General features: G+C 67.1%; 12 protein-coding genes and 2 tRNA genes. 6 read left to right on the top strand and 8 right to left on the bottom strand.

The genetic code is table 11. From position 1 onward, the window contains the following. On the bottom strand, window positions 1-2,523 hold the full coding sequence (locus D573_RS0102360) for an ABC transporter permease (protein ID WP_018937551.1): 2,523 nt from the start codon (window positions 2,521-2,523) through the stop codon (window positions 1-3). Next, window positions 2,520-3,230: an ABC transporter ATP-binding protein gene (locus D573_RS0102365; protein WP_018937552.1), complete on the bottom strand. Its 711-nt coding sequence runs from the start codon at window positions 3,228-3,230 to the stop codon at window positions 2,520-2,522. The genes D573_RS0102360 and D573_RS0102365 overlap by 4 nt, the downstream gene beginning before the upstream one ends. On the opposite strand from D573_RS0102365, the gene D573_RS0102370 reads away from it, so the two are divergent. Further along, window positions 3,229-3,915 (top strand): arylesterase, encoded by a 687-nt coding sequence (locus D573_RS0102370; protein WP_018937553.1) that lies wholly within the window; start codon window positions 3,229-3,231, stop codon window positions 3,913-3,915. The genes D573_RS0102365 and D573_RS0102370 overlap by 2 nt on opposite strands. A 4-nt stretch (window positions 3,916-3,919) precedes the next feature. On the opposite strand, the gene D573_RS0102375 is transcribed toward D573_RS0102370, so the two are convergent. The 5 genes from D573_RS0102375 to D573_RS0102395 form a co-directional block, all read right to left on the bottom strand. Then, window positions 3,920-4,246 (bottom strand): hypothetical protein, encoded by a 327-nt coding sequence (locus D573_RS0102375; protein WP_018145644.1) that lies wholly within the window; start codon window positions 4,244-4,246, stop codon window positions 3,920-3,922. Between the two features lie 65 nt (window positions 4,247-4,311). Next, window positions 4,312-4,388 (bottom strand) — tRNA-Arg (locus tag D573_RS0102380). Between the two features lie 344 nt (window positions 4,389-4,732). Beyond that, window positions 4,733-5,650 carry an HPP family protein gene (locus tag D573_RS0102385; RefSeq protein WP_026287896.1) on the bottom strand — a complete coding sequence of 306 codons (918 nt, stop codon included), beginning with the start codon at window positions 5,648-5,650 and terminating at the stop codon, window positions 4,733-4,735. Between the two features lie 128 nt (window positions 5,651-5,778). Then, the gene (locus D573_RS0102390) at window positions 5,779-6,588 is read right to left on the bottom strand and encodes an OmpA family protein (RefSeq protein WP_018937555.1); all 810 of its coding nucleotides are present in this window, start codon (window positions 6,586-6,588) and stop codon (window positions 5,779-5,781) included. Window positions 6,589-6,592: 4 nt separating this feature from the next. After that, window positions 6,593-7,432: a motility protein A gene (locus D573_RS0102395; protein WP_018937556.1), complete on the bottom strand. Its 840-nt coding sequence runs from the start codon at window positions 7,430-7,432 to the stop codon at window positions 6,593-6,595. 121 nt (window positions 7,433-7,553) lie between these two features. Here D573_RS0102395 and D573_RS0102400 point away from each other — a divergent pair, with 121 nt between their 5' ends. From D573_RS0102400 to D573_RS0102420, 5 genes are all read left to right on the top strand, one after another. After that, the gene (locus D573_RS0102400; protein WP_018145650.1) at window positions 7,554-8,144 is read left to right on the top strand and encodes a LemA family protein; all 591 of its coding nucleotides are present in this window, start codon (window positions 7,554-7,556) and stop codon (window positions 8,142-8,144) included. Between the two features lie 13 nt (window positions 8,145-8,157). After that, complete coding sequence (locus D573_RS0102405) at window positions 8,158-10,125, top strand: M48 family metallopeptidase (RefSeq protein WP_018937557.1); 1,968 nt, start codon at window positions 8,158-8,160, stop codon at window positions 10,123-10,125. A gap of 58 nt (window positions 10,126-10,183) precedes the next feature. Continuing rightward, a tRNA-Leu gene (locus tag D573_RS0102410) sits at window positions 10,184-10,270 on the top strand. Between the two features lie 19 nt (window positions 10,271-10,289). Further along, window positions 10,290-10,598 carry a GIY-YIG nuclease family protein gene (locus tag D573_RS0102415; RefSeq protein WP_018176778.1) on the top strand — a complete coding sequence of 103 codons (309 nt, stop codon included), beginning with the start codon at window positions 10,290-10,292 and terminating at the stop codon, window positions 10,596-10,598. Window positions 10,599-10,692: 94 nt separating this feature from the next. Next, window positions 10,693-12,948, top strand: a complete 2,256-nt coding sequence (locus tag D573_RS0102420; protein ID WP_018937558.1) for a diguanylate cyclase domain-containing protein — start codon at window positions 10,693-10,695, stop codon at window positions 12,946-12,948. Here D573_RS0102420 and mnmD read toward each other — a convergent pair. Continuing rightward, entirely contained in the window at window positions 12,909-14,753 is a 1,845-nt protein-coding gene (gene mnmD / locus D573_RS0102425) for a tRNA (5-methylaminomethyl-2-thiouridine)(34)-methyltransferase MnmD (protein WP_018937559.1), read from the bottom strand. The two genes, D573_RS0102420 and mnmD, sit on opposite strands and share 40 nt — an antisense overlap. Between the last annotated feature and the right edge of the window lie 40 nt (window positions 14,754-14,793).

Here is a 14,793-nt window from a genome sequence, read left to right on the forward strand (position 1 = left end):
TTACTCCGGTCCGCGCAGGACCGCCAGGGGCGCCTGATCCAGCACCCGTCGGGTGCCCAGCCAGCCCGCCAGGGCAATCCCCAGCGTACCGCCACCGATGCCGTAGACGAAGGTCAGCGGGTTCACGCTGTAGTCGAACCCGAAGACCTGCCAGGCAAGCAGGGCGCCGACCGCCGTGGCAATGACGGACGCCAGCAGCCCGGCCAGTAGCCCCAGGGCGCCAAATTCGGCGAGCAATCCGTTGCGGATCTGGTCGCGGCGTGCACCCAGGGTGCGCAGCAGCGCGGCCTCGCGCCGGCGTACATCGCGCGTCGCCTGCACCGCCGCATAGAGCACGGTCAGACCCGCGATCAGCGTGAACAGGAAGACGTACTCCACCGCCCGGGTGGCCTGATCCATGACGTCGCGCACCTGCGCGAGGATCGCGCTGACATCGATCGCCGAGACCGCGGGAAATTCCCGCAACCACTGGTTCTGGGCGGAGCGCTGTGCCTCGGGTACGTGCATGGCCGTGATGAAGGTCCGGGGCTGCTCGTCCAGCAACCCCGGCGGCCCAATGACGAAGAAGTTCACCTGGAAGCTGTCCCAGTTGACCTCGCGGACACTGGTGATCGGGCTGCGAATAGCCTGACCGCCGACACGGAAGGTCAGGTGGTCCCCGAGTGCCAGGTTGAAGCGTTCCATCAGCCCGGCCTCGACCGACCACCCGCTATCGGGGTCCTGCCCCTGCTCGCCAAACCAGTCGCCCTCGACGATGGGGTTATGGTCCGGGGGCGACTCGGCGTAGGACAGGTTGAACTCGCGATCCACCAGCCTGCGGTCGCGATCATCGTCGAAATCATCCGGACGCACGCGCTCGTCGTTGATCTCGATCAGTCGGCCGCGGATCATCGGGTCCAATTGCGGACGCTCGAGACCGGCCGCCTCGACGCGGTCGGCGAAGGCCTGCTCCTGTCCCGGCTGGATGTTGATGAAGAACTGGTTCGGGGCATCCTCGGGGATACTGGCATCCCAGGCCTCCAGCAGGTCTACCCGGACAATGGCAAGCAGCAGCAGTGCCAGGATGCCTACGCTGAAGGCCACGAGCTGCACGGCACTCAGGCCACCCCGACGGGATAGATTGGCTAGGCCGAAGCGCAGGGCCATGCCGCCCCGGTTGCGCAGGGGCCGCAGGGCCAGCACCAGCGCCATCCCGAGTGCGGCCAGCACCGCGATCGCAACGGCCGTGCCTACCAGCACCCAGGCGGCCAGTTGGGGATCGGCGGCCTGCCAGTACAGCAGGCCGCCGAACGCCAGCAGTGCCAGTGCGCCGGACAGCCAGACCGAGGTGGGCGGCAGACCCAGATCGCGCCGGAGGACCCGCAGCGGCGAGACCTGGCCGATCCGCAACAGAGCGGGCAGGGCAAAGCCCACGGCCGTGATCAGCCCCACCCCAAGGCCGGCGATGACCGGGCGTGAACCGGGCGGAGGCAGGTCCCCGGCGAGCCAGTCGCCCAGCAGGGCCGCCAGGACAAACTGGGCCGCGAAGCCGATCGCGAGCCCAACCCCACTGGCCAGCAGGGCGACCAGCACAACGCGGCCGAAGTAGGTGAGCAGGACCTGGCGTCCGCTGGCTCCCAGCGCGCGCATCACCGCCGCCGGGTCGGCGCGGTGCTGGGCGAAGTGATGGGCCGCGACGGCGATCGCGGCCCCGGCCAGCAGCACCGCCATCAACGAGGCGAGGCCGAGGAAGCGCTCCGCACGTTCGATCGCGGTGCGCAGTTCCGGGTTGGCGTCTTCCAGACCCAGCAGGCGCTGGCCGGACTCCAGGTCATCCTCCAGCCAGTCACGGAACTCCGCGACCCCGGCGCTGGGTCCCGCGGCAAAGAACTCGTAGCGTACGCGGCTGCCGGGGCCGATCAGACCGCTGGCTTCCAGGTCATCGAAGGCCAGCATCAGTCGCGGCGCGATATCCAGCAGGTTGCTGCCGCGATCCGGTTCATGAGTGATGATCGCGGCGACCTCCAGATCGAGGTCCCCGACCTCCACCCGGTCCCCGACCTCCAGTCGCAGGGCCTCGAGCAGCGCCGGCTCCAGCCAGGCCGTACCCGGTTCCGGACCGCGGTCGCGGACCCGCTCGTCCGCCTCGCGGCCAGGACGGATACGCGCCTCGCCTTTCAGTGGCCAGCCCGCCTCGACCGCGCGCAGGGCGGCCAGTCGCGATTCGTCGTCCGCAGTAAAGACGACGCTGGGGAGGGAGGCCGTATGCGCCGTTTCCAGTCCGTAGCTCGCCGCTTCGGCAGGCCAGCCTGCCGGCAGCGGGTTGTCGCTGACGACGGCCAGGTCACCCCCCAGCAGCGCGGTCGCCTGCTGGGCCATGCCCCGATCCACCCGATCGGTGAAGAAGCCCACCGCCGCGACGGCTGCGACGGCGACGACCAGGGCGGCGGCGAGGACGCGCAGCTCGGCCGAGCGCCATTCACGCCAGGTGCCACGCAGCAGGGCGCGTAGATGGCTGCGGTCGGTTCCCCGGGCGGCGATCATTCGAGCACACCGTCCTGGATCGAGATAATGCGATCACATTGTCCGGCCAGTTCGGGGTCGTGTGTCACCAGCACCAGCGCTGTCGCCGGTCCATCATTGTCCGGGTGTCGCGCCAGGCTGAATAGCAGTTCGATGATGCGGTGCCCCGTCCGCCCGTCGAGGTTCCCGGTGGGTTCGTCGGCGAACAGGACCGCCGGGTGATCCACAATGGCGCGGGCAATCGCCACGCGTTGTTGCTCGCCACCGGAGAGTTGATGGGGGTAGTGTGCGGAACGGTCGCCCAGACCCACGCGTTCCAGGGCCTGTGAGGCCCAGTGGTTCAGGGTTTCCTGACTCTCTTGCGCATGGGCCGGGTTGAGCTCCAGCGGGAGCAGGGTGTTTTCCATCGCCGTCAGTGCCGGCAGGAGCTGGAAGGACTGGAACACAAACCCGACCCGGCCGGCGCGCAGGGCGGCCCGGCCATCCTCGTCCAGTTCGCTGATGGTTTGCCCGAGCAGCCGAACTTCTCCCGCACTCGGGGCGTCCAGACCTGCAAGCAACCCGAGAAGGGTGGACTTGCCGGAACCCGATGCGCCGAGAATGGCCACCGTCTCGCCCGCCTGGACCGCCAGTGAGATGCCGCGCAGGATGTCCAGCGGGCCGCTGGGTCCGTTGATCCGCTGCTCGAGGTCCCGGGCCTCCAGTACAAATGACGAGGATGCATCCATGTTGCGTATTCCGTTGGTCGTGATGGGCTTGATCGCGTTGCTATGGAGTCCTGTTGCGGCTGCGAATTCCCTACCGGACGAAAATCGTTCGGCCGAGCCGCTCCGGATCCTGGTGTTCGGGGACTCGCTGAGTGCCGCGTACGGCATGCCGGATTCCGCCAGCTGGCCGGCCCTGCTGGGCGAACGGCTGGCCGAGCGAGAGAAGGACTGGAAAGTGGTCAACGTATCCATCAGCGGTGATACCACTGCCGGTGGACGGAGTCGCTTGCCCGGCGTGCTGGAACGCGCAGCGTTCGAAGTCGTCATCCTGGCCCTGGGCGGCAACGATGGCCTGCGCGGCCTGCCGCCGCAGGCCATGCGCGAAAACCTGGAGGCCATGGTCGATGCGATCGAGGCCGTCGACGCCAACACCCTGTTGCTGGGTATACGCATCCCGCCGAACTACGGCCGCCGCTATACCGAGCGTTTCGAGGCCGTATTCGCCGATCTTTCCGAGGAGCGGGGACTGGCATTCGAGCCATTCTTCCTCGAGGACATCCTGCTGGAAGACGGCATGTTGATGGACGACGGTATCCACCCCAGCGAGGCCGCTCAACCCCATCTGCTGGACGCGGTGTGGTCGCGGCTGGAACCCATGGTGGAGGAGGCCGAAGCCCGATCGCGCCCATGCAACGGAGCCGGGTAAACCCTCACTCCGTCAGCAAACCCCGCAGTTCGGCCACGACGGATTCCGGAAGCAGCTGGCGCAGGACCGGGTGCAGGTCGCGTTCAACCTCTGACAGCAACGAGAGGGTGCGAATTTCCGAATGGCGACAGAGGGGGTTGCCGTACTGATTGGCCTGGATGCTGCGCTCGGCGCCCATGCTCATCAAGGCGACCCCGGGCAAACCCCGAGGTCCCTCGTCGAGGACCTCGACCAGTTCGACCATACAACCATCCACCTCGCCCTGAATGCCGATCAGCGGGGCAAGCAGATCGATCATGCGGGTGGACTGTTCGGTCGTCAGCATGGCCATCTGCCTACCTTACGACCGATGCGGGCACGGCGCCAGATCGAAAATCGGCATCGGCCTCATGAATTTGGTGTCCCCGGCAGGATTCGAACCTGCGACCTGCCCCTTAGGAGGGGGCTGCTCTATCCAGCTGAGCTACGGAGACCTAGGGAAACACTGATCAATGTACACGCTCGCGCTCGAGTCGCTTTTGCGTGCGAACAAGGCGCGGTGACTGCCGCGCAGTCATTCTGCACAAGGGAACCGCAACGCCGTGCGCGCGCCCGTTTTCGTCAACAACGGGCGGCCGAGCCCCTGCATTGAATGGTTTGTGGGGTTGGCACCCCAGGTTCCCCGATCCTGCGTTGCGCCGCTTGCGGGTAGAACCACTACCCGCTGCACGACGCGCCTTGTCTCGAAAAACCTGGGGTGCCAACGCGAGCGTGTACATTGATCAGTGTTTCCCTAGCGCGAGAGTATAAGCGCCGGGCAGGGGCAGCCCCAAACGCTTCAGTCGCCCGGGGCGGATTTCGGGTCGAGCTGGTGATGGGCCCAGGCGGAGAATTCCTCCAGCGTGGCGCGGTCCTCGCCAGGGGTGTCCGGCCCCGCAAGGTTGCGGTAGGTCACTTGCCCGTCGTCGATACGTAATACGCGGCGCACGGCCCAGTCGGCATCGCTCTCGCCATTGCTGAAACAGTGATCCGGCTGGATCGCGTCCGGCGTGATGGGGTCGGGGTGCTGGTGATGGCGCCGGGCCAATAGGTACAGGCGTGCGAGGTCGTCTTCCGTGAGGTCGAGATACAGGTTCATTTCGCGCATGGCGTATTCGAGGTCGTCCTGGCCCAGTCCGGCTCGCTCCAGGGCGGCCAGGGGACCTTGCTTGGGGGCTTCGGGCGTCGGCGTCAGGCTGGCCGGGTAGCGCCGCCAGGGGAACGGGTAGTTGATGATTACCGCGACAACCAGCATGACGCCCACGCTGGTCAACACGGGATGCAGGAGGAACCAGGGGCCCAGGGCCTGCACCGAGTCACCCCCGAGCACCGCATAGAGCGCGGTGGCGCCGCCGGGGGGATGCAGGCAGCGCAGGTAGTGCATCAGCCAGATTGCGAGCCCGACGGCGACCGCTGCAGCCAGCAACGGGTGGGGCAGAACGTCGCGCACCAGCACCCCCACGATGGCGGCGATGGCATGACCACCGAGCACGTTCCTGGGCTGCGACATCGCCGCGTGGGGCGCAGCGAAGAGCAGCACGGCCGTGGCACCCAGAGACGCGAGGATCAAGCCGTTGATCCCGTTCTCGGTGACAGATGCTGCGACTTCCAGCGAGAGGTAGAGACCGATCACACCGCCAATCAGGGCAATCAGCTTGTCCTTGTGGTCGGTGGTATCGAGCCAGTCCCCCAACAGGGATCCGCGTCCAGAGCGCAAACCGGCCTCCTCGTAAGTTGAAAACGCGGTATAGCTTCTAGGGTGGGGGCCTCGGCGTCAAATGCCGGCGCTTGGGCGCGGGCAAGGGACGGACAGGAGGACCGGGTGCCGGGCGCGCTCCGAAGGCGTCAGGGGCTATCGGTCTCGAGAATCAGGGAGACCCGGCGGTTTTCCGCGCGGCCCTGGGGATGGTCGTTGGCGGCTATGGGCACGGTGTCGGCACGCCCCACGGCGCGCAGCTGATCCGGTACCAGCCCGCGGGTGACCAGGTAGCGTACGACGCCGCTGGCGCGCGCGGAGGACAACTCCCAGTTGGACGGGAAGCGCTCGGTCGCGATGGGGATGTTGTCGGTATGGCCCTCCACGGTGATGGTGCCCGGGTGATCTTCCAGGATGGGGAGCAGGTCCTGGAGCAGCGACTGGCCATCCGGGCGCAGGTCTGCCTCGGCGGTCCCGAACAGGATGTCGTCGCGGATGCGCAGCTCCATCCGTCCAGGTTGCTCGACGACGTCCACGCCCTCGGGGGCGCGCGCGCGTAATCGGCCGGCCTCGCGGCTTGGGGGCTGTTCGGCGACCACCTCCGGGCCGGAGCGCTCACCGACCGGCGCTTCCTCCAGGGCGGGCCGATCCAGCAGAGAGGAATGGACCAGGGGTTCGATGAGGGCGCTGCGGTCCGGGTGGGCCAGGGCGATCGGGCTGGCCGAGACCGCCCTCGGATCATCGTCACGCGGGTCCATGAAGGTGAGCATGATGACGAACACCACGATAACCAGGGTCAGAACGTCCAGATAGGTGAGGATCCAGGCGTGCTCGTCGTCGCGCTGGCGTTCGCCCGGGTAGGAGCCGAGAAAGGCCTGCTCCGGGCGTGTGGCGGCGTGGGCATCCATCTCTGCCTGCAGCGCGGCGCGTTCGGCGGTGGAGGGGCTGGCTCCGGGCATGTTCTCAGCGCCGTTCCGTGGATTCGCCGCTGGCGGGTTCGTCCGTATCCGGCTCCTCCTCGCCATTCGGGGCCGCCTGGCGGATCTCGTCGCTGTGATTCTCCATGAACGAGCGCAGGGTCTCGCGGATGTAGCCGGGTGAGCGTCCCTTGCGCATCAGCATGATGCCCTCCAGCACCATGGTCATCAGCACCACGCGCTCCTCGGTCCGGCGCTCCAGCTTGATGGCGATGGGCCGGAAGACCAGGTTGGCGAGCAGGATGCCGTAGAACGTGGTGATCAGGGCGATGCCCAGGTTCACCGCGATGACGGTGAAATCGTCGTTTTCGGTGGTCAGCAGCAGGTTGATCAGGCCAATAAGCGTGCCGAGCATGCCGAACGCCGGGGCATAGGTGGCCATGGTTCGGAACATCTGCGCATCGGCCTGTTCGCGGGCACGCAGGCGCGCCATGCGCCAGTTCAGCAGATCGGAGACATCGTCCATCGGCGTGTCGTCGATAACCAGCTGGATGCCGGTGCGCAGGAACGGGTTGCGGATCTGGTCCAGCCGATCCTGGATGCGCCGCAGATTCTGGGAGAACCAGTAGCGCGAGACCTGGACGATCTCCTCGAGATCCTGGGTGACGTCGTAGCGTTCCTCGCGAATCGCATTGGCGCCGGCGCGAAACACGCGCATCACCTCGTGGAAGGGGTAGCTCATCAGCGTGGCCGCGATGGTGCCGCCTACCACGATGCCGAGGCCCGGCAGGTTCAGGAAGGCATCGATATTCTGTGAGGAGAACGCGATGACGCTGCCGAACACCAGCAGGCTGCCCAAAATGCCGAGGAGGGTGGAGAGATTCATGTGCGCTTCCGGGAAGAGACCGGCGCCAGCATAAAACAGCGTCGTCGGCAGCGTCTGCCTTGTGGTGCCACCCGCATTCCGGCGTACACTCGGCACGTTAAAGGTTAAGGAGTGTGGCGGGATGGATATGACTTGGGTGGTACTGGGGATCCTGGTTCTGTTGGTGATCTGGGGGGTGTGGACGTACAACCGCCTGGTGACCTCGCGCAACCGGTACAAGAACGCCTTTGCCCAGATCGACGTGCAGTTGACCCGCCGCTATGACCTGATCCCCAATCTGGTCAAGGTTGCGGAACGCTACATGAGTCATGAGCGCGACACCCTGGAGGCGGTCATCCAGGCCCGTAACAATGCGAAGGAAAGCCTGCAGGAGGTCGGCGGTGATCCAACCAACACCGAGGCCGTGCGCAAGCTCTCGAGCTCGGAACAGGGGCTGTCGGGGGCCTTGGGGCGGTTGTTCGCGCTGTCCGAGAGCTATCCCGACCTGAAGGCCAACGAGAACATGATGCAGCTGTCCGAAGAACTGACCAGTACCGAAAACCGCGTGGCTTATGCCCGCCAGGCCTTCAACGATGCCGTCATGCAGTACAACATCCTGCGCGAGATGTTCCCCAACAGCCTGATTGCCAACAACCTGGGGTTCCGCCCGGGGCAGCTGCTGGAGATCGAGGACCCGCAGAAGCGCGAGCCCGTGCAAGTGAACTTCTCCTGATCCCCGAGGCGTCATGAATTTTTTCGAGCAGCAGGACCGGGCGCAGCGCCGGACGCGCTGGCTATTGTTTCTGTTCGGCCTGGCGGTACTCGCCATCGTGTTGGTGATGAATGCCATCGTGCTGGTGGTGTTCGGTCAGGCAGAGCCTGTCGCTGCGGGCGAACCCTGGCTGACCCGTGAGTTCCTTGTCAGCAATGTCGCCGTGATGGTCTGGACGACCGTGCTGACGGTTGGCTTGATTGGCCTGGGCAGTCTCTACCGCACGCTCGGTCTGCGCGATGGCGGCGGGGCGGTGGCCCGCGAACTCGGCGGGACGCGGGTGGATGGCGATACCCGTGACCCGCTGCGGCGTCGCCTGATGAACGTGGTGGAGGAGATCGCCATCGCCTCCGGCGTGCCGGTGCCCGAGGTCTACGTGCTCGAGCAGGAGGCCGGTATCAACGCCTTTGCCGCGGGTTACTCGCCGGACGACGCGGCCATCGCCGTGACCCGCGGGGCCCTGGAACAACTGGACCGCGATGAATTGCAGGGCGTGGTGGCGCACGAGTTCGGGCACGTACTCAACGGCGACATGCGCCTGAACATCCGCCTCATGGGGATGCTGTTCGGGATCCTGGTGATGGCCCTGATTGGCCAGCGTGTGCTGCTCGCCATGAGCCTGTCGCGCAATAACCGCAACGCCGGGGGCATCGTCGCCGCGGGCGTGGCACTGATCGTGGTGGGCTATATCGGGCTGTTCTTCGGGCGCTGGATCCGCGCATCCGTTTCGCGCCAGCGGGAATACCTGGCGGACGCCTCGGCGGTGCAGTTCACCCGGCAGCCGGAGGGTATTTCCGGAGCGCTCAAGAAGATCGGCGCCGCCCATACCGAGCTCGGGGCGGACACCGAGGAGGTCGGACACATGCTGTTCGCCTCCGGGGCCGTCAGTCAGATGTTTTCGACCCATCCACCGCTGGTCCAGCGCATCCAGGCGATCGAGCCGGGGTTCAAGCCGGAAGAACTGGAGACCATCCGCGAGCAGATGCAGAAGGATGCCGAGACGCGTCGTGTCGAAAAGGACGCCCAGGCCGAGGCGGAGGAACGCGACCGCGACTCGACGGAACGCCCGGGTGGCCTGCTCCTGAATCCGGAGCGGCTGATGGAAAACATCGGCGATCCGGGGCTTTCGCAGATCCTCGGGGCGGGGTTGCTAGTGGCAGCGATGCCGGGGCCGCTGGAGCGCGCGGCGCATTCCGATGCCTGGGGTGTCGATGTCTTGTTGTACCTGCTGATCAGTAACGATCCGGAAGTACGCGATCACCAGCTCCTGCGGATTGCCGGCACGCGGGGGGCGGAGAGCGAGTCCCACGTCCGCACCCTGCTGGAGGCCGAACCCGAGCTGCGCCCGGACCTGCGCATTCCGCTGCTGGAGATGAGCTTTCCGGTATTGCGCCATCGCCCACGCGAGGAACGCCGGCAGCTGGAAGGCCTCATTGACGAACTGATCCGCGCCGACGGCCGGGTATCGGCGTTCGAATACGCGACCGGCCGTCTGTTGCGGCGCCAGTTGCGCGACCTGGAGCAGCCCGAACGTGCCCGCGCGGGCGGACGCGACCGGCTGGCTCGCCATGCTGCCCACGCGCAGGACACGCTGGCCGTGCTCGCGCATCACGGACACCCGGACGACCCCGACAAGGCCAGGGCAGCCCTGCGCGCGGGCGTTCTGGCCCTGGCGATCGAGGATCCCACCGACGAGGCGATTGCCGCGGCTCTGGAGCGGACTGCCGATGAGGCCGTCTGGGCCGAGGGGCTGGATAGGGCGCTGGAGGCACTGGATGCCCTGCGCCCGGCGGACAAGCAGACCCTGGTCACGGCGATGCTTGCCACGATCACGCATGGCGGCCAGACGGTGGTCGCGGAAGTGGAGCTGTTGCGGGCGATCGCCGCCTCGCTGCACGTGCCGTTACCCGTCGCGGAGATGCCCGCCGCCGACGCGGAATAGTGCGGCCCGCTCCCGCGGGTGCGACGATCGGGGCCGCGCGGTATGATGCGGCCGCTCCGGGGGCGTGGCGGAACTGGTAGACGCATCGGACTTAAAATCCGCTGGGCGCAAGCCCGTGCCGGTTCGATTCCGGCCGTCCCCACCAATCATTTCTACCCGGGTGTGTGATCGTGGCCAGCCCCCAACCCTGGTACGTCTATCTCCTGGAGTGCCGCGGTGCCCGGATCTATACCGGGGTTACACCGCGGCTTGCGGCGCGTCTGGCCGCTCATCGTGCGGGGCGCGGGGCGCGTTTCACCCGCATGTACCCGCCGGAGCAGCTCCTGGGGGCGAAGGTGTTTCCCGGCCACGGCGAGGCATTGCGCGAGGAACAACGTATCAAACGCCTGCGACCCGCCGAGAAGCGACATCTCGCGGCGACCTGGAAGAGACAGAACGACGGGTCCGAGGGCACGCTCGATCACGAGGCGTGAGGCGAAGGTTCGTGTTACATCCATGCAAACGGTTCAGCCAGGCCCGGGAAAGGCGCATAGTGGGGCTCTGAGCGTCCCTGTGAAAAGATCCGGCATGCCCCAGTCCACGGACACAACCGAAGGATCCGAAGCGCGGCCAGCGGCCCAGCCGGCCGACGCCCGCACCACCGAACCGCATATCAGCGGCCCGGTGGTGGCGGCGCTGATTGCCGGGTTGCTGTTTGCCCTGCTGTTCGTGGCCATCGACCAGGGCTGGAAACAGCAGATGGCCGACCGCTATCAGCAAGCCGTGGTCTCGGAGGCAAGCAGCCTTCGGACCCAACTGGAAAGCGTGCTGAATGGCACGGTCCATGCGACGATCGGGCTTGCCGCCTATGCCTATGTCCACCCGGACCTGACCGAGGATGACTTCGACCGGGCAGCGGACCGTCTTTATCGCAGCCAGCCGGAACTGATTCGCTCTCTGACCCTGGCGCGCGGCGAGATCCTTGCGCTGGTCTACCCGCGCGATGGCAACGAGGACGCGATCGGCCTCAACCTGGCGGAACATCCGGAGCAGGGCGCCTCCTATCAACAAGTGCTGGAGAGCCGGCAAACGGTCGTCGCCGGGCCCTGGACGTTGGCACAGGGCGGTCGGGGGCTTCTGGTGCGCGCCCCGGTCCTGACCGATCCGGAAGATCCGCCGGCGTTGGCCAATCCGTGGACACTGTCGAGTATTGCGCTGGATTTCGAAACGATCCTTGGCAAGGCGGGTCTGGCCCCGCGCCCGCCCAGCCTGCAACTGGCCCTGCGCGGCCTCGACGGGACCGGCGCCGACGGTGAGGTCTTCTACAACCCCAAACAGATCGACGTGGCCAGCGCGCCGCTCGCGCTCGACGTGACCTTTGCCGGGGGCCAGTGGCAGATGCTTGCACACCCTGTCCCCAACCCATCCGCCACGGAGCGCCCGGCCGCCTGGTGGGTGATGGGCGTGGTCGGGCTGCTGGCGGTTAGTGGGTACACCTTCCGTGTGGGGGAGGGCATCCGGCAGCGGCGGGAGGCCCTCACGCGCTATCAGGCGCTCGTGAATCGTCTGGCGGATGCCACTCTGGTGGTCGCGGGGCGCCGGGTCCTTTGGGCCAATCCGGCCTTTACCCGCATGACCGGCCTGTCGCCGGATCCTGGCCAGACTCTTTCAGCGCTGGGGGTGATTCAGGCCGACGATCGCCGGCGCCTTCCCCCTGCGCTCGATTTTTCAATGGCATTGGAGGAGCCGCGCGGGCGCGAGATTCGCGTACACACGGCGGACGGAGAGCAGCGGTTTCATTTGCTGCGCTGGGTGCCGATTGACTGGGAAGGGCAGCGGGCCTTCCTGTTGAGCTTTGTGGATGTACACGACAACCGAATGCTGTTCAACGCGTTGAGCGAGGCCCGTGATCTTCAGGACGCGCTGTTCGAGGCCATGCCCGGCGATGCCCTGGTGATCGACGACACCGGCCTGGTTCGCGCGGTCTTTGGCGAAGCGCGGCGTGGCCAGGCACCCCAGCACACGGCCGCCGGCCACACACTGGCGGAACTGCTGCCGGATGAGGTCGCGCAGCGCTTTTCCGGCGTCGTGCGCCGGGCCTTGCGCGAAGGTGAATTGCAGGAGATTCAGTACCGCCTCCAGGCGAACGTGTTCCACGGAGGCGAGACGCGTCCATCACCGGAGGAAAGCCGCTGGTACGAGGCGCGGGTACGCCCGATTGACGCACCGTTCGAAGGCTCTTCGGCCGTGGTGTGGCACGCCCTGGACGTAACCGAGCGCAAGCAGCTGGAAGAACGCATGCAGGCCCTGGCCTGGGAGGACCCGTTGACCAGAGCCGCGAATCGTGCGGCGCTGGATCGGGCATTTCCGCGGCTTGCGGCGCGAGCGGATCGCAAGGAGGGACAACTGGCGCTGCTGTTCATTGACCTGGACCGTTTCAAGCCGGTGAATGATCGGTACGGCCACGCCGTAGGGGACGAACTCCTGCGCCAGCTGGCGCAACGGCTTGCGGCCAGTCTGCGTTCGGATGACCTGCTGGTACGCCTGGGCGGGGACGAGTTCATCGTGCTGAGTGCGCCGTTGAATCGACGCGAGGAGGCCGGGAGGCTGATTGAGCGGTTGCAGGCGGCTTTCCGCCAGCCATTCGAGTTGCACCCCGGCCACATGGAACCGGTGGAGGAGAGCCTCTCGTGCAGTATCGGGGTCGCCTTCTATCCGCGAGATGGTCAGCGCCTGGCGGACCTGATGATGGCCGCGGACCACGCGATGTACCGCGTCAAGGCCGCCGGACGCAACGACGTGGCCTACGCGTCGGAGGCGGCGCCGGAATCCCGGACGGAGTGACGCGCCGGGGCGAACCGTGCCGCGGTTTGCGCCTCGAGCGGCTCGATCAGACCCAGCAGGTGATCGGCCAGCCATTCGCCGGCCAGCGGGGCATAGAGCAGACCGCGCGAGCCATGCGCCAGGCTCAACAGTACCCGGCCACCGGGATCCAGCCGGCTGCGCCCGACCAGCGGCAGGCGATCGCGGACCACGGCGCGTTCCCCGGTCCATTGCGCGAGGATCTCGACTGCCTGGGCATCCTGTAGCCCCGGCACCCAGGCGAGATGCCGCAGATTGGTCTGATCATCCTCGGCCTGAGGGGTCCGTTCATTCTCGGCTCCTGGGGCCTCCGTGCGGCGATAGGTCGCGCCAATCCAGGCGGTGCCGTCGTCTCCCGGGATGCAGTAGCCCTGACCGGTTGCGACATAGCCACCCCAATCGGGGAAGGCCGCACGGACCCGGGTCATCTGACCGGTTACCGTGGAGATACCCGCTTGTTCCGGGCACAAGGTGGTGCCATCGCCGGCGGCCGTCGCCACCACAACCGCGTCGAAGGCTTCAGACCCAGTGTCGCTCTCAACCTGCACGGGACCGGTGTTGGACGACGGCTTCAGCGCCTGTACCGATTCCATGCGCAGGGGCGGCAGGGCGTGGGCCACGGCCTCGCAAAGGGCCCGCATGTCGATCGCCAGACCGTCCGGGTAGTAGATGTGTGGGTCCGCGGTGCAACCGGGCCCGCCAGGATCGAACAGCAGGGCCGCATGTTCGGGGCCCGCTTTCAGCAGACGTTCCACGCGCTTGCGTCCGTGGGCGCTGATGCCATGGAAGGCCACGCCCATTGCCAGCCGGATGCCGTATGCGCCGGTCGGGTCGAGCTGGTCGGCAAGGAAAGCGGTACGGCGCATCCCTGCGAGTGCCAGGGTATTCAGCTCCCCGTCCCGGGGGTGCAGGTTCGGTAGCAGGACGGCGGCCGGGTTGCCGGAGGCACCACCGCCGGCACCGTTCGGGTCGAAGACCGTGACCTCCACGCCTCGCGCCTGCAGGGCATGGGCGGCGCTGAGCCCGGCAATGCCGGCCCCCACGATGGCGACACGTTGCGGTACCGCGCAGGGTGCTGACTTCGTGGGCGACTGGGGCTCCCGAAGGGTCCCCACGAGACGCTCCCGTTTCGGGCCATGCCCCGGCACCCGGCGCACCTCGAACCCCGTGCTCTCCAGGTCGCGTCGAACCTGACCGGCTGCAGTGTAGGTGCCGAATGTAGTACCCGGCGCGGAAAGCCGCGCCACTTGCCGGAACACCCCGGTGTTCCAAAGGGCGGGATTGCTGCGCGGCGCGAACCCGTCAAAGAACCAGGCGTCCACGTTGCCGCGGATCTGTGCAAGAAGGGGAGCGGCGTCACCCAGGCCCAGGGTCAACGCGGCCCTGGCCTCGGGGAACTGGATTCGGTGGAGTCCGGGAACCGGTGGTGGATACTGGGCCCGTAACTGACGGGCGTCGGCATTGTCGAGGCCCAGGCGTTGGTGCAGGGCCGCTAGGTCGGCGGGTGCGAGCGGGTGGGCCTCGAGGCTCAACAGGGACAGGAAGGCGCCGGGGGGCGCGTGGCGTCGCCACTCCTGCAGCGCCAGCAAGAGGTTGAGCCCGCTCCCGAAGCCGGTCTCGGCAAGCACGAAGCGCTGACACTGGCGGAAGCGCCGGGCGAGGTCGTTGGCCTCGATGAAGACCTCGCGCACCTCGGCATGCGGATCGCTGGAGCCGAAGTAGCCGTCCCCGTAGTCGGCGGCGAAAGGCTGTCCGTCACGCCATTCGAGGCGTGCCCAGTCGAGCAAGGGGGGGGAGAGCAAGGGTGTCGCCAAGGAGCGGGCCGTC

It is taken from the genome of Thioalkalivibrio sp. AKL9, from assembly GCF_000377825.1.
GTDB lineage: Bacteria > Pseudomonadota > Gammaproteobacteria > Ectothiorhodospirales > Ectothiorhodospiraceae > Thioalkalivibrio > Thioalkalivibrio versutus.

Bases quoted from the DNA above. Each gene is read 5' to 3' on its own strand.
- D573_RS0102360 (WP_018937551.1), bottom strand. From the start codon at position 2,523: ATGATCGCCGCCCGGGGAACCGACCGCAGCCATCTACGCGCCCTGCTG.
- D573_RS0102370 (WP_018937553.1), top strand. From the start codon at position 3,229: ATGTTGCGTATTCCGTTGGTCGTGATGGGCTTGATCGCGTTGCTATGG.
- D573_RS0102365 (WP_018937552.1), bottom strand. From the start codon at position 3,230: ATGGATGCATCCTCGTCATTTGTACTGGAGGCCCGGGACCTCGAGCAG.
- D573_RS0102375 (WP_018145644.1), bottom strand. From the start codon at position 4,246: ATGGCCATGCTGACGACCGAACAGTCCACCCGCATGATCGATCTGCTT.
- D573_RS0102390 (WP_018937555.1), bottom strand. From the start codon at position 6,588: ATGCCCGGAGCCAGCCCCTCCACCGCCGAACGCGCCGCGCTGCAGGCA.
- D573_RS0102395 (WP_018937556.1), bottom strand. From the start codon at position 7,432: ATGAATCTCTCCACCCTCCTCGGCATTTTGGGCAGCCTGCTGGTGTTC.
- D573_RS0102400 (WP_018145650.1), top strand. From the start codon at position 7,554: ATGGATATGACTTGGGTGGTACTGGGGATCCTGGTTCTGTTGGTGATC.
- D573_RS0102405 (WP_018937557.1), top strand. From the start codon at position 8,158: ATGAATTTTTTCGAGCAGCAGGACCGGGCGCAGCGCCGGACGCGCTGG.
- D573_RS0102420 (WP_018937558.1), top strand. From the start codon at position 10,693: ATGCCCCAGTCCACGGACACAACCGAAGGATCCGAAGCGCGGCCAGCG.